The sequence below is a fragment of the Pseudomonas alkylphenolica genome (genome assembly GCF_016009175.1).
Taxonomy (GTDB): domain Bacteria; phylum Pseudomonadota; class Gammaproteobacteria; order Pseudomonadales; family Pseudomonadaceae; genus Aquipseudomonas; species Aquipseudomonas alkylphenolica_B.
In genome coordinates this window covers 100,043-117,571 of record NZ_JADUCM010000001.1, presented here as the reverse complement: position 1 = coordinate 117,571, position 17,529 = coordinate 100,043, and the positions used below count along the sequence as shown (strand labels likewise).

Annotated in this window: 14 protein-coding genes and 1 pseudogene; 10 read left to right on the top strand and 5 right to left on the bottom strand. The window is 65.0% G+C overall.

The annotated features are described in order from the left end of the window. Positions 1–122: 122 nt before the first annotated feature. The 7 genes and pseudogenes from I5S59_RS26620 to I5S59_RS00615 all read left to right on the top strand — a co-directional run. Positions 123–1,406, top strand: a pseudogene (locus I5S59_RS26620) (HAMP domain-containing protein); the annotation flags it as partial. Positions 1,407–1,508: 102 nt separating this feature from the next. Continuing rightward, on the top strand, positions 1,509–2,264 hold the full coding sequence (locus tag I5S59_RS26615) for a methyl-accepting chemotaxis protein (protein WP_420066430.1): 756 nt from the start codon (positions 1,509–1,511) through the stop codon (positions 2,262–2,264). A gap of 555 nt (positions 2,265–2,819) precedes the next feature. Continuing rightward, the gene (gene msuE / locus I5S59_RS00635) at positions 2,820–3,389 is read left to right on the top strand and encodes an FMN reductase (protein WP_197874917.1); all 570 of its coding nucleotides are present in this window, start codon (positions 2,820–2,822) and stop codon (positions 3,387–3,389) included. Between the two features lie 20 nt (positions 3,390–3,409). Further along, positions 3,410–4,597: an acyl-CoA dehydrogenase family protein gene (locus I5S59_RS00630; RefSeq protein WP_197875206.1), complete on the top strand. Its 1,188-nt coding sequence runs from the start codon at positions 3,410–3,412 to the stop codon at positions 4,595–4,597. 9 nt (positions 4,598–4,606) lie between these two features. After that, positions 4,607–5,707, top strand: a complete 1,101-nt coding sequence (locus tag I5S59_RS00625) for a sigma-54 interaction domain-containing protein (protein ID WP_197874916.1) — start codon at positions 4,607–4,609, stop codon at positions 5,705–5,707. Positions 5,708–5,768: 61 nt separating this feature from the next. Beyond that, positions 5,769–6,905, top strand: a complete 1,137-nt coding sequence (gene ssuD / locus I5S59_RS00620) for an FMNH2-dependent alkanesulfonate monooxygenase (RefSeq protein WP_197874915.1) — start codon at positions 5,769–5,771, stop codon at positions 6,903–6,905. Further along, positions 6,902–7,750: an amidohydrolase family protein gene (locus tag I5S59_RS00615; protein ID WP_197874914.1), complete on the top strand. Its 849-nt coding sequence runs from the start codon at positions 6,902–6,904 to the stop codon at positions 7,748–7,750. Before ssuD ends, I5S59_RS00615 begins: the two co-directional genes overlap by 4 nt. Before the next feature lie 482 nt (positions 7,751–8,232). On the opposite strand, the gene I5S59_RS00610 is transcribed toward I5S59_RS00615, so the two are convergent. The 5 genes from I5S59_RS00610 to I5S59_RS00590 all read right to left on the bottom strand — a co-directional run bounded on the left by I5S59_RS00610 (position 8,233) and on the right by I5S59_RS00590 (position 13,414). After that, positions 8,233–9,237 (bottom strand): methionine ABC transporter ATP-binding protein, encoded by a 1,005-nt coding sequence (locus I5S59_RS00610; RefSeq protein WP_197874913.1) that lies wholly within the window; start codon positions 9,235–9,237, stop codon positions 8,233–8,235. Between the two features lie 35 nt (positions 9,238–9,272). Then, entirely contained in the window at positions 9,273–10,049 is a 777-nt protein-coding gene (locus I5S59_RS00605) for a MetQ/NlpA family ABC transporter substrate-binding protein (protein WP_197874912.1), read from the bottom strand. Between the two features lie 96 nt (positions 10,050–10,145). Beyond that, complete coding sequence (locus tag I5S59_RS00600; RefSeq protein WP_128324980.1) at positions 10,146–10,811, bottom strand: methionine ABC transporter permease; 666 nt, start codon at positions 10,809–10,811, stop codon at positions 10,146–10,148. Beyond that, the gene (locus tag I5S59_RS00595; RefSeq protein WP_197874911.1) at positions 10,808–12,181 is read right to left on the bottom strand and encodes an LLM class flavin-dependent oxidoreductase; all 1,374 of its coding nucleotides are present in this window, start codon (positions 12,179–12,181) and stop codon (positions 10,808–10,810) included. Before I5S59_RS00595 ends, I5S59_RS00600 begins: the two co-directional genes overlap by 4 nt. A gap of 9 nt (positions 12,182–12,190) precedes the next feature. After that, positions 12,191–13,414 (bottom strand): SfnB family sulfur acquisition oxidoreductase, encoded by a 1,224-nt coding sequence (locus I5S59_RS00590; protein ID WP_197874910.1) that lies wholly within the window; start codon positions 13,412–13,414, stop codon positions 12,191–12,193. A gap of 366 nt (positions 13,415–13,780) precedes the next feature. Between I5S59_RS00590 and I5S59_RS00585 the strand changes: the two genes are divergently transcribed. Genes I5S59_RS00585 through I5S59_RS00575 form a run of 3 tightly spaced genes read left to right on the top strand, consistent with a single transcriptional unit; the run spans position 13,781 to position 17,388 of the window. Further along, positions 13,781–15,319: an ABC transporter ATP-binding protein gene (locus I5S59_RS00585; RefSeq protein ID WP_197874909.1), complete on the top strand. Its 1,539-nt coding sequence runs from the start codon at positions 13,781–13,783 to the stop codon at positions 15,317–15,319. A 10-nt stretch (positions 15,320–15,329) separates the two neighbouring features. Then, the gene (locus I5S59_RS00580; RefSeq protein WP_197874908.1) at positions 15,330–16,433 is read left to right on the top strand and encodes an ABC transporter permease; all 1,104 of its coding nucleotides are present in this window, start codon (positions 15,330–15,332) and stop codon (positions 16,431–16,433) included. A gap of 28 nt (positions 16,434–16,461) precedes the next feature. Further along, positions 16,462–17,388 carry an ABC transporter permease gene (locus I5S59_RS00575; RefSeq protein ID WP_197874907.1) on the top strand — a complete coding sequence of 309 codons (927 nt, stop codon included), beginning with the start codon at positions 16,462–16,464 and terminating at the stop codon, positions 17,386–17,388. The last annotated feature ends 141 nt before the right edge of the window (positions 17,389–17,529 follow it).

Below are 17,529 nucleotides of genomic sequence, written 5' to 3'. Positions count from 1 at the left end.
CAGGTAGCCATTAGCCCTGTCTGCGCCACCCGATTTACCTAGCCGCCGGGTCCTGTCGACTTCCTGAAACTGCGCACATCGTCGGACCTCTACCCGCTCCCTTTCGCACAAGGACCGCTTCAATGCCTCTCAACCGGCTTTCCATCCAGTGGAAAATCACCCTGCTGACCGGCCTCTGTCTGCTGGCCATCGTCGCCATGCTTATCTGTATCTCGCTGTACCGCATGGGGGTGGGTACCACGCTGGTCAAGGCAAGCAGTGCGCAGATGCTCGAAGCGTCGGCACGCGAACGCATGCACGGGGAAGGCAAGGTGCAGGCGCTGACCATCCAGCGCTACTTCATGGCGGCCTACCAGGACGGCTTGAACCTGTCCCGCGAAGTGCTGCGCCAGCGCAGCCAGCTGCAGAAACTGAACGTGGGTGGACAGGCCCTGCGTGACGCCCTCAACCAGCAGGTCAAAGAGTCGCTGCAGGCCAACCCGCAACTGCTCAGCCTGTACCTGGTGTTCGAGCCCGATCAGTTGAGCGGCGACGACGCCAGCTTTGTCGGACGCGCCGAGTCGGGCAGCAATGAACGGGGCCGTTTTGCGACCTACTGGGCGCAGCGCGGTGGCAGCCTGAGCACGCTGGCGGTGACCGAAGACATGATCAGCGACGCCACGCCGATGCTCGACGGCACCCCGTTCAACACCTGGTTCAACTGCCCGAAACAACGCCTCAAGCCGTGCTTGCTGAACCCGTACTTCGATGACGCCTCGGGGCAGAAAACCCTGATCACCACCCTGACCTTTCCGGTCATCGACAACGGTCGCCTGATCGCGGTGGTCGGCATGGACATCAGCCTCAGCAACCTCCAGCAGTTGGCAGCCACAGGCAGCCAAGGCCTGTATCAAGGCCAGGGCGCTATCAGCATTGTCAGCCCGGCCGGGTTGCTGGCCGGCTACAGCAGCGACGCCGGCCTGCTCGGACAAAGTCTGTCCAAGGCCTACGCCGACAACGCCGAGCAACTGCTGGCACTGCAACGTCAGGGCCAGGCCCATGAAGGCCAGGCGAACGGCTACCTGCAGGTGCTGACACCGCTGCAGCCGATTGCAGACGCCCAGCCCTGGGGCGTGCTGCTCAACGTACCGATGACCACCCTGCTGGCACCGGCCATGGCCTTGCAAAGCGATCTGGACCAGCGCAATGCCCAGGGCACCTGGCTGGAACTGCTGCTCGGGGTCGCCGCCGCCATCGCCGGCCTGCTGCTGGTGTGGTTGACCGCGCGCGGTGTGACCCGGCCGATCCTCGGCGTGGCCAGCATGCTCAAGGACATCGCCAGCGGTGAGGGCGACCTGACCCGGCGCCTCGACTATGCACGCAAGGACGAACTGGGCGAGTTGGCCGGCTGGTTCAACCGCTTCCTCGACAAGCTGCAACCAGTGATCGCCGACGTCAAACGCTCGGTGCAGGACGCCCGCGGCACTGCCGACCAGGCCGCGGCCATCGCCAGCCAGACCAGCGCCGGCATGCAGCAGCAGTACCGTGAAGTCGACCAGGTGGCCACCGCCTCCAACGAAATGAGCGCCACTGCCCAGGATGTTGCGCGCAGCGCCGCACAGGCCGCCGATGCTGCCCGAGGTGCCGACCTCGCCACCCGTGAAGGGCTCACGGTGATTGGCCGTACCACCAGCGCCATCGATGCCCTGGCCGTCGACATGAGCAGCGCCATGGCCCAGGTCGAAGGCCTGGCGGCCAACAGCGAACAGATCGGTTCGGTGCTGGAAGTGATCCGCAGCATTGCCGAACAGACCAACCTGCTCGCCCTCAATGCCGCCATCGAAGCCGCACGTGCGGGTGAAGCCGGGCGCGGATTTGCCGTGGTGGCCGACGAGGTGCGCAACCTGGCCCGGCGCACCCAGGACTCGGTGGAGGAAATCCGTCAGGTCATCGAAGGCCTGCAACGCGGCACCCGCGACGTGGTCAGCTCGATGAGCAACAGTTACCAGCAGGCGCAAGGCAGCGTCGAGCAGGTCGAACAGGCGGTTGCCGCCTTGCGCCAGATTGGCGAATCGGTGTCGGTCATCACCGACATGAACCTGCAGATTGCCAGTGCCGCCGAGGAGCAGAGCGCGGTCGCCGAAGAGATCAACACCAACGTGGCGACCATTCGCGATGTCACCGAATCCCTCTCGGGGCAGGCGCAAGAGTCGGCCCAGGTGAGCCAGGCGCTGAACCGCCTGGCCAACCATCAGCAGGGGCTGATGCAGCAATTTCGCGTTTAGCCTGGAGCGGAATTTGCACCAGGTCCCCAACACACCATCACGATGGGGACCTGGTCATGACAAGCTCAGAGACATACTTCCTGGCCTGCGTAGCGGCGCTGGTGCTGCTGCTTGATCTGTGGGCCTTTACCGCCATTCTTTGACCGGGTGTGGTTCCCCAAAATTGGGTTCCCCACGTCTGCGGTACACCCCAACCTGTGGGAGCGTGGCTTGCCCGCGAAAAACGATGACGCGGTGCATCAGGGGCACCGCTGTGCCTGGTTCGCCGGCAAGCCTGGCTCCTACAAGCATATTCATTTTTATTATTAATATATCGTTATTAATAATTGGACGGAATATAACCTCTCCCCTTAAAAAGCACCCATCGCCCCGCGCTGTTCACCGGCCAACACCCACGCAACTGTTTGCCAGGCAACAACAGACCAACACTTGCGGCGCTCAGGCAACACGACAATTGTCGTTAAAAACCAGTAAACCATTGTTTTTAAACACATTCAAAAACTGGAACGGCTCTTGCTCCACTCAGGCAAACCACTGCGCCAAGGAACTTGAATCATGAGCACTGCTTTCAACATCGTCGCTGTTTCCGGTGGGGCCTGGCGCCCTTCCCGTACCCTGGTCCTGACGGAGGCGCTGATCACTGCCCTTGGCCAGCACCTGGACTTCAATGTCCGGGTCATCGAACTGGGCGACATCGCTCGCCCGGTGGGCGGCGCCCTGTCGCGCAGCGAGCTGCCAGCCGACGTGGAAACCGAACTGCTGGCGATCGAACAGGCCGACCTGCTGATCGTCGCCGCGCCGGTGTATCGCGGCTCGTACCCCGGGCAGTTCAAGCACCTGTTCGACCTGATCGGCCAGGACGCATTGATCGACACCCCGGTACTGCTCGCCGCCACCGGTGGCAGCGAGCGCCATGCGCTGGTCATCGACCATCAACTGCGCCCGCTGTTCAGCTTCTTCCAGGCCCTGACCTTGCCCATCGGCGTCTACGGTGCCCAGGCCGATTTCGAGGATTACCAGATCACCAGCCCGGCGCTGAAGGCCCGCATCGCCCTGGCCGCCGAGCGCGCCGCCGCGACGCTGTCGGGTGTTGTCAGCGCCAGCCCGCTGCGCAAGATCGCCTGAGGCAGACCATGACCACGACCATGCCCCTGCCTTCGCGCCACACCGTGCAAACGCCCGTACAGATCGCCCGTGAGCTGGCCGCCCAGTTCGCCGAAACCGCCATCGAGCGCGACGCCCGTGGCGGTACACCCAAGGCCGAGCGTGATGCGCTGCGCGCCAGCGGTCTGCTCGGCCTGATGATCCCGACGCAATACGGCGGCCTGGGTGCCAGCTGGAGCGAAACCTTTGAAGTGGTGCGCCAGTTCGCCCGGGTCGACAGCTCCATTGCCCATGTGTTTGGCTTCCAGCACTTGATGCTGGCCACCGTGCGCCTGTTCTCCCGCCCCGAGCAATGGCAGCCCTGGTACGAACTGACGGCGCGCAAGCACTGGTTCTGGGGCAACGCGCTCAACCCGCTGGACACCCGTACCGTGGTCAAGCACTTCGACGGCTGGTGCGAGTTCTCGGGTAAAAAAAGCTTCTGCTCCGGCGCCAGCGATTCGGAAATGCTGATCGCCTCTGCGGTCGATGAAAGCGCCGGCGGCAAACTGCTGATCGCCGCCATTCCGACCGGGCGAACCGGCATTACCCTGCACGGTGACTGGAACAACATCGGCCAGCGCCAGACCGACAGTGGCAGCGCCACCTTCGAACGGGTACGGGTCGAACACAGCGAACTGCTGCTCGATCCCGGCCCGCTGAGTACGCCGTTCGCGTGCCTGCGGCCACTGATCGCGCAGCTGCATTTCGCCAACATGTTCCTCGGCATCACTGAAGGCGCGTTCGAAGAGGCGCGCCAGTACACCCTCAACGAAAGCCGCCCCTGGTTCCGTTCCACGGCCCGGCACAGCGGCGAAGACCCCCATGTGCTGCGTCACTATGGCGAGTTCTGGGTGGGCCTTGAAAGCGTGCGCCTGCTGGTCGAGCGCGCGGCCGAACTGCTCGACCGCGCCTGGGCCAAGGAACAGGCCCTGGGCGCCGAGGAACGCGCGCAACTGGCGCTGGCCATCGGCACCGCGAAAGTCGCCGCCACCCGCCATGGCCTGGATATCTGCAACCGCCTGTTCGAAGTCACCGGCGCCCGCGCCACCCATGCCTCGCTGCGCTTCGACCGGCACTGGCGCAACCTGCGCACCCAGACCCTGCACGACCCGGTGGATTACCGCATCCATGAACTGGGCGAATGGGCGCTGAACGGTACGCGCCCTACCCCGACCTTCTACTCATAAGGCCCGTCCATGCAACTGCTGACCCTGCCCCCGTCCCCGTCCCTGGCCACCTCGATCCGCGCTACTGCGCAGGTCTTCGAAGACCCGCACTCGCAGGCGCTGCTGGCCCACCTGCAACAGGTCGCGCCGAGCGAGGCCAGTGTGCTGATCATCGGCGAGACCGGGACCGGCAAGGAGCTGGTGGCACGGCATATCCATAACCTCAGTGGACGGCGCAACGGCCCGTTCATGGCGGTCAACTGCGGCGCGTTTTCCGAGTCGCTGGTGGAGGCCGAGCTGTTCGGGCACGAGAAAGGTGCCTTTACCGGCGCCCTGGCGGCCAAGGCCGGCTGGTTCGAAGAAGCCAACGGCGGCACGCTGTTCCTCGACGAAATCGGTGACCTGCCGATGCCGATCCAGGTCAAGCTGCTGCGGGTACTGCAGGAACGTGAAGTGGTGCGCCTCGGTTCGCGCAAAAGCATTCCGATCAATGTGCGGGTGCTGGCGGCCACCAACGTCCACCTGGAAAAGGCAATCAACGCCGGGCATTTTCGCGAAGACCTGTACTACCGCCTCAACGTGGTCAGCCTGCAATTGCACCCGCTGCGTGAACGTCCGGGCGATATCCTGCCCCTGGCCCGGCACTTCATCGCCGAATACAGCCGGCGCCTCGGCTATGCCGATGTCAGCCTCAGCGAAGAGGCGCGCCAGCGCCTGGCGGGCTACGACTGGCCGGGCAATATCCGTGAGCTGGAAAACGTCATTCACCACACCCTGCTGATCTGCCGCAACCAGGTCATCCGCGCCGAAGACCTGCACCTGTCCAACCTGCGTATCGGCCGCGAAGCCAGCAGCCGGGCACGTGAGGAAAGCGCAGACGAACTGTTGCAACGGGCCTTGCTGAGGCTGTTCGAGGAACAAGGCGAAGGCCTTCACGAAAAGGTCGAGGACGCCCTGCTCCGCGCGGCCTATCGCTTCTGTCATCACAACCAGGTCCACACCGCGCAGCTGCTGGGCCTGTCACGCAACATCACCCGTACTCACCTGATCCGCATCGGCGAACTGGTGGTCAACAAGCGCCGTGCCGCCCCTGGCGGTTTCGATGGCCGGGTGATCAACCTGTCGATCTGAACACTTAGAAAACCACTGCCGCGCGTGCCCCCTTCTGACGATGGCAATGAGGATGCTTTTTATGAGTCTCGATATTTTCTGGTTCCTGCCGACTTCCGGCGACACCCGCTACCTGGGCCATTCGGCCAGTGGCCGCCCGGCGACCAACGCCTACATGCGCCAGATCGCGGTGGCGGCCGATCAGCTGGGCTACGACGGCCTGCTGATTCCCACCGGCGCCAGCTGCCTGGACCCGTGGGTCACCGCTGCCAGCCTGGTGCCGGTCACCCAGCGGATCAAACTGCTGGTGGCCCTGCGCACCTCGCTGGGCAACCCCACCGCCTCGGCGCGTCAGGCCGCCACCCTCGACCAGGCCAGCAACGGCCGCCTGCTGCTCAACGTGGTACCCGGCGGCGATGCCACTGAACTGGCCGCCGATGGTGTATTCCTCAAGCACGACGAGCGCTATGAAGCGTCGGACGAATTCCTCACCATCTGGCGCCGCCTGCTGACCGGCGAGACCGTCGACTTCGACGGCAAGCACCTGAAAGTCGAGGGTGCACAGAACTTCTTCCCGCCGGTGCAGCAGCCATACCCGCCGCTGTACTTCGGCGGCTCCTCGCCGGCGGCACATGAACTGGCAGCCAAACACGTGGATGCCTACCTGACCTGGGGCGAGCCGCCTGCCGCCGTCGCCGAGAAAATTGCCGACGTGCGTGCCCGCGCCGAGCGCCATGGCCGCACTGTGCGTTTCGGTGTGCGCCTGCACGTGATTGTGCGCGAAACCAACGAAGCGGCCTGGGCCGCTGCCGACGAACTGATCAGCCATCTGGACGAAGACACCATCGCCGCGGCTCAGGCCAACTACGCGAAGATGGACTCCGAAGGCCAGCGGCGCATGGCCGCGCTGCATGGCGGCGACCGCAACAAACTGGAAGTGGCGCCGAACCTCTGGGCCGGTGTCGGCCTGGTGCGCGGCGGTGCCGGCACGGCGCTGGTGGGCGATCCGCAGACCGTGGCCGCACGCCTGCTCGAATACGCTGACCTGGGCGTCGACAGCTTTGTGCTGTCCGGCTACCCGCACCTGGAGGAAGCCTACCGCTTTGCCGAGCTGGTGTTTCCGCTGCTGCCGGGTAAAGGCAAGGTCACCGTCGACGGTGCTTTTACCGGCGGTGCATTTGATGTGCGGGCCAACAAGGGCAAGGAGCAGGCGGCATGAAAATCATCGACCTGCGTTGCCGCCCGGCGTTCCTTCATCCGTTCTTCGGCGCGGTGCCGGGTTCGCCCGAGCACACCACCACGCGCTGGCTCAATCGGCGCGTCGGTACCCGTGGTGCGGACAACCACTTCGAGCGCTCACTGACCCAGCAAGGCTTTCTTGACGAAGTCCGTGAGGCGGGCCTGTACAAGGCGGTGGTGGTAGGCCGTCACACGCCTACCCAGCACCTGCCTAACGACCTGATCCACTGCGTGGTGAACGGCCATGCCGAACTGATCGGCGTTGGCGCAGTGGAGCCGGTGTTGCAGGGCGTGGAAGGTGCGCTGGCGGAAATTGACCGGGCGATCGATGTGCTTGGTCTCGCCGCCATCGACCTGGAACCCGGCTTCGCCGAGCCGGCGCGGCATGCCGATGACCCGCTGTACTGGCCGATCTACGCGCATTTGCAAGCGCGAGGCGTGCCGCTGTTCGTCATGAGCGGCCCGACCACCCCGGACCCGGCCTATAACGATCCGGGGCGCCTGGCCGCTGTGGCCCGTGCGTTTCCTGAGCTGAAGATCGTGGTCAGCCATGGTTACTGGCCAAATGTGCAGCAGGCAATTGGCGTGGCCTTTCTGTACCAGAACATCCACCTGTTGCCGGACATGTATCTCTTCCAGGCCGGTAGTGAAGCCTATGTGCAGGCGGCCAACGGTTTTCTCGCTGACCAGCTGCTGTTTGGCTCGTCCTACACCTTCAGGCCGATCCGCCAGAGCATCGAAGATGCGCAGCGGTTGGGCCTGCGTGATGAGGTGCTGGAGAAGTTCTTTTACGGCAATGCGGCGCGGGTCTTGAACATCGAGTGATGCCCTTCGTGGCACCCTGTGGGAGCCGGCAGCGCCGGCGATGGGCAGCGCAGCAGCCCCAAGGCCAATCCGCGCAGCACGACCGCTGCGCGCTCGATCGCCGGCTGCGCCAGCTCCTACCGCCTTCGGCCAGAAGCATGAATGACGTGTACCGAAACCTGTGGGAGCCTGGCTTGCCGGCGATCGGGCGCGCAGCGGCCGCAACACCGGCGACCCCGGCTGGCCTGACACACAGCATCAGCCGCCACTGCTGGCGCTGCGCACTCGATCGCAGGCTGCGCCAGCTCCTACGGCCTTCGGCCAGAAGCATGAATGGCGTGTACCGAAACCTGTGGGAGCCTGGCTTGCCGGCGATCGGGCGCGCAGCGGCCGCAACACCGGCGACCCCGGCTGGACTGACACACAGCATCAGCCGCCACTGCTGGCGCTGCGCACCAGATCGCAGGCTGCGCCAGCTCCTATAACAGCAGCGACACACCAGGCTAGCGAACCCGCTCCACCCGGTCAGCCAGGCCTTCTACCCGCTGCAAATCCCCACCCCGCACTGCCAGGCGCAAGCGGCCCAGGGCCCGGCCTTGAATCCGTTCTACCCCGCCTTGCACCAGGCGCAACCCCGGCAGCAACGCCGACAGCGCGGCCAGGTCAGGCTCCAGGCCGCGCTCACCGGTAAAGTGCAGATCCACCAGCGCTTCATCCTCAGCTACCGACCCCGCCTCCTGCACATGCGCCGACCCCGCCAGCAATAGCCGGCTCACTTCATGACGCGGATCCCCAAACACCCGCCACACCTCACCCTGCTCGACCACCCGCCCGCGCTCGAGCACCGCCACGCGGTGGCAAAGGTCGCGGATCACTTCCATCTCATGGGTGATCAAGACAATGGTCAGGCCCAGCCGCCGGTTGATGTCGCGCAGCAACTGCAGGATCGCCTGGGTGCTTTCCGGGTCCAGCGCCGAGGTGGCTTCGTCGCACAGCAGAATCTGTGGCTCCAGCACCAGCGCACGGGCAATGCCGACCCGCTGCTTCTGCCCGCCGGACAACTGCGCCGGATACGCCGCGCGGCGCTCTACCAGGCCCACCAGTTGCAGCAGTTCATCTACCCGCCGCGCCCGCTCCGCTGCTGGCACACCGGCCATGCGCAGCGGCAGTTCGATGTTCTCGGCCACTGTGCGGGTGGCCATCAGGTTGAAGTGCTGGAAGATCATCGCCACCGGACGACGCAACGGTTGCAGTTGCGCCCCGGTCAGGGCGCCGATGTCCGCACCATTGATCAGTACCTGGCCTTCAGTCGGGGTTTCCAGGCGGTTGATCAGGCGCAACAGCGACGACTTGCCCGCGCCGCTGCGACCGATGATGCCGAAGATTTCGCCGCGCTGAACCTGCAGGTCAATGCCCTGCAGCGCGGTCAGTTCGCCATAGCGTTTGCCAATGCCGCGCAGTTGCAGGGGCACGGCACTGGCAAGGAGTTGCTGGGAAAAGTGCGTCACGTTTGCAATGCCCCGTCAGCTGGAAATAACAAAGATCAGAACCCGGGCGCAATCTGCCCTTTGTAACGGGTCAGGATGAAGTTGCGCACTTCAGGCGTATTCAGCGCCTTGGCCAGTTTCTGGATGCCCGGATCCTGAAGGTTGTCCGGCCGCGCCACGAGGTACTCGACGTAGAGGTCTTTGCCTTTCTCGACGATCAGTGCGCTGTTGGTATCGATACCGGCTTCCAGCGCGTAGTTGGCGAAGACGAAGGCCAGGTCAACCTGGTTCACCGCACGGGCCAGCAGCGCGCCTTCCAGTTCGCGGATTTTCAGGCGCTTGGGGTTTTCGGCGATGTCGCGCTGGGTCGCCAGGGTGTTGCTCGGGTCCTTGAGCTTGATCAGCCCGGCTTCGTGCAGCAGCACCAGGGCCCGACCGGTGTTCACCGGGTCGTTGGGAATGGCGACGCTGGCGCCATCGGGCAGGTCCTTCAGGTCCTTGATCCTGGTGGAGTAGGCACCGAAAGGCTCGATGTGCACGCCCACCACCGGCACCAGGTCGGTGTGGCGGGTCTTGTTGTAGTCATCGAGGAACGGCCGGTACTGGTAGTAGTTGGCGTCGAGGTTTTTCTCTGCCAGTTGCTGGTTGGGCTGGATGAAGTCGGTGAAGACTTTGATGTCGAGGTCCACGCCTTCCTTGGCCAGCACGGGTTTGACGAACTCGAGGATTTCCGCGTGTGGCACCGGGGTGGCGCCGACGGTGAGCTTTTCGTTGGCATGCGCCGAGAGGCTGATGATCGCGGCGGCCAACACCGCCAGAGACTGCTTGAACATGGTCTGACTCCTGAGCAAAAAGGTGGGCCGTCGTCTGGCGAACGTGGGGCCGGTGCGGCAGCGAATCCCGGCTGCCGCAGGCGGGTAACGGAACATTCAGCGGCGGGTGAAATACCGCACCAGGCGGTCGCCGCTCATCTGCAGGGCCTGCACCAGCACGATCAGCAGCAGCACGGTGACCACCATCACATCGGTCTGGAAGCGCTGGTAACCAAAGCGGATCGCCAGGTCGCCGAGGCCTCCGCCACCAATCACCCCGGCCATGGCGGTGTAATCCACCAGCACGATGGCCGTCACGGTAACGGCAGCAATCAGCCCGGTGCGCGACTCCGGCAACAGCGTGTAGCGGATGATCTGCCAGGTGCTGCCGCCCATGGCCTGGCTGGCTTCGACCAGCCCGCGGTCGACTTCACGCAACGCAGCTTCCACCAGCCGCGCAAAGAACGGCGTACAACCCACCACCAGCGGTGGAATGGTGCCGCGTACCCCCAGCGAGGTGCCGGTGAGTAACGTCGTCACTGGAATCAGCACGATCAGCAGAATGATGAACGGCAGCGAGCGCAGCACGTTGGCCACCACCGACAGGCAGCGGTACAGCACCGGGCTGGACAACAGCTGGCGCTGGCCGGTGAGGTACAGCAACACCCCCAGTGGCAGCCCGAGCAGCACGGTGAACGCCAGCGCCGCACCGAGCATGCTCAGGGTTTCCAGGCTGGCCTGGCCGACTTCGAACCAGTCCAGGTTGACCAGCCATTCGTTCATTCGCCGGCCCTCCGTCGCAGGGCAGCCACCGGGTGCGGTGCGCACAGGCGATCGCCCTGGCCAAACAGCTTGTGGCGCAGGGTGCCCTCGGTGTACTCGCGCTTGAACAGGCCGCGTGCCTGCAACTCCGGCACCAGCAGGTCAACCACGGCGACGAAGGTCTCCGGCGCCACCACGCTGGCCAGGTTGAAGCCATCGACGCCGGTTGCCTCGACCCATTCCTGCAACTGGTCGGCCACCGTTTTCGCCGAACCCACCAGCACCGGGCCGTCGCCGCCAATCGCGCAGTAGTCGGCAATTTCGGCGGTGGTCCAGGTACGGGTGGGGTCGGCGCGGGTGAAGGCGTCCACCGCCGACTGAATGGCATCGCTCGGCACTTCTCGCAGCACCTGGTCCGGGTCATAGCGGGAGAAGTCGATACCGGTCCAGCCCGACATCAGGGTCAGCGCGCCACTGGCGCTGGCGTACTCGCGGTATTCGCGCAGCCTGGCAAGCGCAGCCTCATCGGTTTCGGCAACGATCACCGTCAACTGTTCGAGGATGACGATATCGTCCGCCGCGCGCCCGGCGGCGACGGCGGCAGCGCGGAATTCGTCGACCTGCTTTTTCAGCACCGCCTTGCTTGGCGCGGCAACGAACACACACTCCGCATTGGCCGCGGCAAAGGCCCGGCCTCGGCTGGAGGCGCCCGCCTGGTAGAGCACCGGGGTGCGCTGCGGCGACGGCTCGCACAGGTGAAAACCCGGCACCTTGAAGTAAGTGCCTTCATGCTCGATGCCGTGCACCTTGGCCGGGTCGGCGTAGACGCCGCTGTCGCGGTCGGCACGCACCGCGTCCTCGTCCCAGCTGCTTTCCCAGAGCTTGTAGCACACCTGCAGGTATTCCTCGGCCAGGGCATAACGCTGGTCGTGGGACAGCTGCTCGCGCTGCCCGAGGTTGCGCGCACCGCTGCTCAGGTACGAGGTGACGATGTTCCAGCCGGCACGCCCTCCGGTCAGGTGATCGAGGGTCGACATGCGCCGGGCGAACGGAAACGGGTGCTCGAACGACACCGAGGCGGTGACGCCAAACCCCAGGTGTTCAGTGGCGGCGGCCATCGCCGGCACCAGCTGCAGCGGATCGTTGACCGGCACCTGAGCGCCATTGCTCAGGGCCGCATCGGCGTTGCCGCCATACACGTCATACACCCCCAGCACGTCGGCGATGAACAGGCCGTCGATGCGGCCGCGTTCCAGGGTCTTGGCCAGCTCGACCCAGTAATGAATGTCGGTGTAGCGCCGCGACTGGTCGCGCGGGTGCCGCCACAGGCCGGGCGACAGGTGCCCGACGGTGTTCATGGCGAAGGCATTGAGGCGAATGTGTTTGGGCATGGCCACTCCTCAGTTCCAGTCGTGACGTGCCGGCTTGATGCCGTTCAACGCCCAGTTGCCGACCAGGTGGTACTTCCAGCGCACCGGGTCGTGCAGGGTATGCACCCGGGCGTTGCGCCAGTGGCGATCAAAGTTGTGCCGGGCCTGGGAAGAGCGGGTGCCGCCGAGCTCGAACAGGCGGTTGGTGGCTTCGATGGCCGCCTCGGTGGTCAGCACCTTGGCCTTGGCCACTGCCACCGACGCAGCGGCGACGTTGTCTTCATCCGGTGCCGGCTTGGCCGCATCCAGTACCCACCCCGCACGCTCGAGCAGCGCTTCGGCGGCTTCCTGGCGGATCTCCAGGGAGCCGATCTGGATGATGGTCAGCGGGTCGTCACCGGCCTTGTCGACCTTGGCATCCACCCACGGGCGGGCGTACTCGCGAACAAAGGCGATGGTGTCGTCCAGCGCCGCGCGACCGATGCCGGCATCGATGGCGGCAGTGGTCAGCTGGGCGAATGGCCCGGCCAGGGTCGGGCTTTCATAGGAGCGGTAGCTGGCGAACAGGTGGAAGGCCGGCACGCGCAGGCCATCGGCGATCACTGTGCCGCTGGAAGTGGTGCGCTGGCCGATGCTGTCCCAGTCGTCCACCACCACCAGCCCCGGCGTGCCGCGCTCAACAAAGGCCAGTTGCCCGCGGCCCTGCTCGTCCAGCGCCAGCACGCCGATCCAGTGGGCGTACAGCGAGCCGGTGCAATAGCCCTTGCGCCCGTCGATGCGGTAGCCATCGCCTTCGGCCACCAGGCGGGTGCTGATGTCTTGCACGGTCTTGCCACCGGTTTCCGAAAGCGCATTGGCGAAGCGATGGCCCTTGAGTACCAGGACAAAGAAGAAGCGTTGCTGTGCGTCGCTGCCTTGCAGGCGAATGTCTTCCAGCAGGCAGTAATGGTTTTGCGGGATCTGCCCCAGCGACGGGTCGGCGGCAGAAACGATGGCAATGACCTTGGCCAGGGTGGCGAAAGACACTTCGGCGCCGCCGTAGCTGCGCGGCACGGTGATGCCCCACAGGCCACTGTTGGAATAGGCATCGACTACATCGGCCGGCACCTGACGATTGCGGTCGCGTTCACTGGCGCCCTCGCGCAGCAGCGCAGCGACGCGATGGGCTACGGCGATGGCTTCGGCGTCATCGCGAATGATGTGGGCATCCGGTTGGCGGATATCGTAATGGGCACTGACAGCGGGCGTAGACATGGACGTTCCTTGGATCTGGGTACAGAGATGCCAAGGACTAAGGCACAAGCCATGCCAACGAATAAAATCCTTTAATTTCAATTAGTTGAAGGATTCATCCAACAATCCTACAACCCTGCAGAACAGCAAAGTGTTGCCCTGCTGTTGCTGGGCAAACAGTTCCATGTTCAACAGCCAGTCAGCTTGCGTGCACCATCGCAGCGCATCCGCCCGCTCCATGACGCTGCACGATCCGCCGCGATGATGAACATCGACACATCAATGAATGGGCCCAGCGGCTCTGGCCTGCGGCTCGGCCAATAATCTGACCAATTGGCCATGTTTTTGCTTACAGCCCAGTACCGCAAGCCATTACCGAGCCGCCTCATGTCCCATTCCGCCTCTTCGCTGCGCCTGGAACTGCGCGCCATCACCAAGCGCTACCCGGGCACCCTGGCCAACGACCGTATCGACCTGCGCATCCAGGCGGGTGAAATTCACGCCCTGCTGGGCGAGAACGGTGCCGGCAAAAGTACCCTGATGAAGATCATCTACGGCGTTACCGCCGCCGACAGCGGCGAGGTGCTCTGGCAAGGCCAGCGCGTGCAGGTCCGCGATCCTGCCCAGGCCCGGGCGCTGGGCATCGGCATGGTCTTCCAGCATTTCTCGTTGTTCGAAACCCTCACCGTGGCCGAGAACATCGCCCTGGCGCTGGGCCGCGACGCCGGCACACCGAAGCAGCTGGAGGCGAAAATCCGCGAGGTGTCACAGCGCTACGGCATGGGCCTGGAGCCGCAACGCCTGGTGCACAGCCTGTCGATTGGCGAGCGCCAGCGGGTGGAGATCGTGCGCTGCCTGATGCAGGACATTCGCCTGCTGATTCTCGATGAGCCGACCTCGGTACTCACCCCGCAAGAGGTCGACGAGCTGTTTGTCACCTTGCGCGCGCTGGCCGCCGAGGGCTGCAGCATCCTCTTCATCAGCCACAAGCTTGGCGAAGTGCGCGCCCTGTGCGACAGCGCCACGGTGCTGCGTGGCGGGCGCGTTGCCGGTGCCTGCGTGCCGCGCGAGTGCAGCGACCTGCAGCTGGCACGGCTGATGGTCGGCGATGCCGAGGGCCTGGAAGCCAGCTACCCGAAAGTCGGCGGCGGGCTGACGCGCCTGCGCGTGGACGACCTCAGCTGGCGCAACCTCGACCCGTTCGGTACCTCGCTCAGCCGCCTGCGCCTGGAAGTGCGCAGTGGCGAGATCGTCGGTATTGCCGGTGTGGCAGGCAACGGCCAGGACGAGTTGCTGGCCCTGCTGTCTGGCGAAACCCGCCTGCCGCGCGGCGAGCGCGAGCGCATCACCCTCGACCAGCAGCCCATTGCCAACCTGCACCCGGATGCGCGCCGACGCCTGGGCATGGCCTTCGTGCCCGCCGAGCGCCTGGGCCACGGTGCGGTGCCGGACATGAGCCTGGCCGACAACGCCCTGCTGTCATCCTTTCACCAGGGCCTGGTCGGCCACGGCATGGTCCGTCGCGGCCGTGTCGAGGCCCTGGCCGAAAACATCGTGTGCCGCTTCGGGGTGAAGACCCCGGACATCCACACCCTGGCCCGCAGCCTGTCCGGCGGCAACCTGCAGAAGTTCATCCTCGGCCGTGAAGTGATGCAGCAACCGACGCTTCTGGTCGCGGCGCACCCGACCTGGGGCGTGGATGTCGGTGCGGCGGCGACCATCCACCGCGAGCTGATCGCCCTGCGCGATGCCGGCGCAGCAATCCTGGTGATTTCCGAAGACCTCGATGAACTGTTCCAGATCAGCGACCGCCTAGGCGCCCTGTGCAGCGGCCGCCTGTCGCCGCTGAAGGCCACCGCGCACACCACCCTCACCGAAGTCGGCCGCTGGATGGCCGGTGAGTTCGACAACCCTGCTGCCGCCTGAAGAGAATCCCATGCTACTGACCCTCGAACCCCGCCTGCAGCAGTCACGTCGTCATCTGTTGCTGTCACCCCTGCTGGCCGCGCTGCTGACATTGCTGTGCGGTGCCCTGCTGTTTGCTGCCCTCGGCCACGATCCGCTGGCGACCTTCCACACCCTGCTGATCGAGCCGGTACAGGATTTTTACGGTGTCTCGGAGCTGTTGATCAAGGCCATCCCCATCCTGCTCTGCGCACTGGGCCTGGCAGTGGCCTACCAGGCGCGCATCTGGAACATCGGCGCCGAAGGCCAGTTGCTGATCGGCGCGCTGGCGGGCAGTGCGCTGGCGATCAACCTCCTCGATTGCGACTCAGTGCTGGCGTTGCCGGCGGTGATCCTCACCGGCGTACTCGCCGGTGCGTTGTGGGCAGCGCTGGCGGCGTGGCTGCGCACGCACTTCAATGCCAACGAAATCCTCACCACGATCATGCTCAATTACATCGCCCTGAACCTGCTGCTGTACTTCGTCCACGGGCCGCTGAAAGACCCCGAGGGCTTCAGCTTTCCGCAATCGGCAATGTTTGCCGATGCCAGCCGCCTGCCGACCCTGTTCGACGATGTGCGCCTGCACGCCGGTTTCTACCTGGTGCTGCTGGCGGCAGTAGCGGTGTGGGTGCTGCTGTCGCGCAGTTTCCTCGGCTTTCAGGTGCGTGTGCTCGGGCTCGACAGCCGCGCCGCCGGGCTGATGGGCTTTCGTGAAAAGCGCCTGGTGTGGCTGGCCCTGCTGATCAGCGGTGGCCTGGCCGGGCTCGCCGGGGTCAGCGAAGTCACCGGGCCGATTGGCCAGCTGGTGCCGCAGGTGTCGCCGGGTTACGGCTACGCCGCGATCACCGTGGCCTTTCTCGGCCGCCTCAACCCGCTCGGCATCATCGTCGCCGGGCTGCTGATGGCGCTGCTGTACCTCGGTGGCGAGAACGCCCAGATGACCCTCAACCTGCCGCAGTCACTGACCGAGCTGTTCCAGGGAATGATGCTGTTCTTCCTGCTTGCCTGCGACCTGCTGATTCTCTACCGCGTGCGCCTTGGCAGCTGGTTCAGGCCGACCGCCCGCCAACACACCGAACACGCCCCGGCCTGAGCGCACCCGCCTTACTTGGAGTCATCCCATGGACCTCGATCTGATCAGTAACATCCTCTACGCCATGGTGCGCTGCGGCACACCGCTGTTGCTGGTGGCCCTCGGCGAGCTGGTGTGTGAAAAAACCGGCGTACTCAACCTCGGCCAGGAAGGCATGATGCTGTTCGGCGCGGTGATTGGTTTCATCGTTGCCTTCTCTACCGGCAGCCTGTGGCTTGGGGTACTGCTGGCGTGCCTGGCGGGCATGCTGCTGGCCGCATTGTTCGCGCTGGTCGCCCTCGGTTGCCAGGCTAACCAGGTGGCCACGGGCCTGGCCCTGACGATCTTCGGCATCGGCCTCTCGGCCTTCGTCGGTTCGGCCTGGGTCGGCAAGCCGCTGACCGGTTTTGAACCGCTGGCCATCCCGTTGCTCAGCGACATTCCACTGATCGGCCACATGCTGTTCAACCAGGATGTGCTGGTTTACCTGTCGTTCGCGCTGTTCGCGCTGATCACCTGGGCGCGGCTCAAAAGCCGCCTCGGCCTGATCCTGCCGGCCGTCGGCGAGAACCCGAACGCGGCCAGCGCCATGGGCCTGCCGGTGATGCGCGTGCGCACCCTGGCGGTGCTGTTCGGCGGCGCCATGGCCGGCATGGCCGGGGCTTACCTGTCGCTGGCCTACACACCGATGTGGGCCCAGAACATGAGCGCCGGACGTGGCTGGATCGCCCTGGCCCTGGTGGTATTCGCCAGCTGGCGGGTGCTGCGCGTGCTGCTCGGCGCCTACCTGTTCGGCCTGGCGAGCATCCTCCACCTGGTGGCCCAAGGCATCGGCATCAGCATTCCGGCCAACTTGCTGGCCATGCTGCCGTATGTGGCAACCATCGTGGTGCTGGTGCTGCTGTCGCGCGATGCCGTGCGTACCCGCCTGTACGCGCCCGTGTCCCTCGGCCAGCCATGGCGCGGCGGGCACTGAGGCCTGCACCAGATTCATCCGCGCACGGCGTTGCGTGCTCGTTTATTGACCACTTCGACAACTTATTGCCCCGGCAGCCCGCAGGTTTCATGCGGGTTGCAGCAAATTTTCGACTTGTTGTCCTGTTGGTCAATTTTTTGC

Coding starts and splice junctions, on each gene's coding strand:
- I5S59_RS26615 (WP_420066430.1), top strand. CDS start 1,509: ATGCAGCAGCAGTACCGTGAAGTCGACCAGGTGGCCACCGCCTCCAAC.
- msuE (WP_197874917.1), top strand. CDS start 2,820: ATGAGCACTGCTTTCAACATCGTCGCTGTTTCCGGTGGGGCCTGGCGC.
- I5S59_RS00630 (WP_197875206.1), top strand. CDS start 3,410: ATGCCCCTGCCTTCGCGCCACACCGTGCAAACGCCCGTACAGATCGCC.
- I5S59_RS00625 (WP_197874916.1), top strand. CDS start 4,607: ATGCAACTGCTGACCCTGCCCCCGTCCCCGTCCCTGGCCACCTCGATC.
- ssuD (WP_197874915.1), top strand. CDS start 5,769: ATGAGTCTCGATATTTTCTGGTTCCTGCCGACTTCCGGCGACACCCGC.
- I5S59_RS00615 (WP_197874914.1), top strand. CDS start 6,902: ATGAAAATCATCGACCTGCGTTGCCGCCCGGCGTTCCTTCATCCGTTC.
- I5S59_RS00605 (WP_197874912.1), bottom strand. CDS start 10,049: ATGTTCAAGCAGTCTCTGGCGGTGTTGGCCGCCGCGATCATCAGCCTC.
- I5S59_RS00600 (WP_128324980.1), bottom strand. CDS start 10,811: ATGAACGAATGGCTGGTCAACCTGGACTGGTTCGAAGTCGGCCAGGCC.
- I5S59_RS00595 (WP_197874911.1), bottom strand. CDS start 12,181: ATGCCCAAACACATTCGCCTCAATGCCTTCGCCATGAACACCGTCGGG.
- I5S59_RS00590 (WP_197874910.1), bottom strand. CDS start 13,414: ATGTCTACGCCCGCTGTCAGTGCCCATTACGATATCCGCCAACCGGAT.
- I5S59_RS00585 (WP_197874909.1), top strand. CDS start 13,781: ATGTCCCATTCCGCCTCTTCGCTGCGCCTGGAACTGCGCGCCATCACC.
- I5S59_RS00580 (WP_197874908.1), top strand. CDS start 15,330: ATGCTACTGACCCTCGAACCCCGCCTGCAGCAGTCACGTCGTCATCTG.
- I5S59_RS00575 (WP_197874907.1), top strand. CDS start 16,462: ATGGACCTCGATCTGATCAGTAACATCCTCTACGCCATGGTGCGCTGC.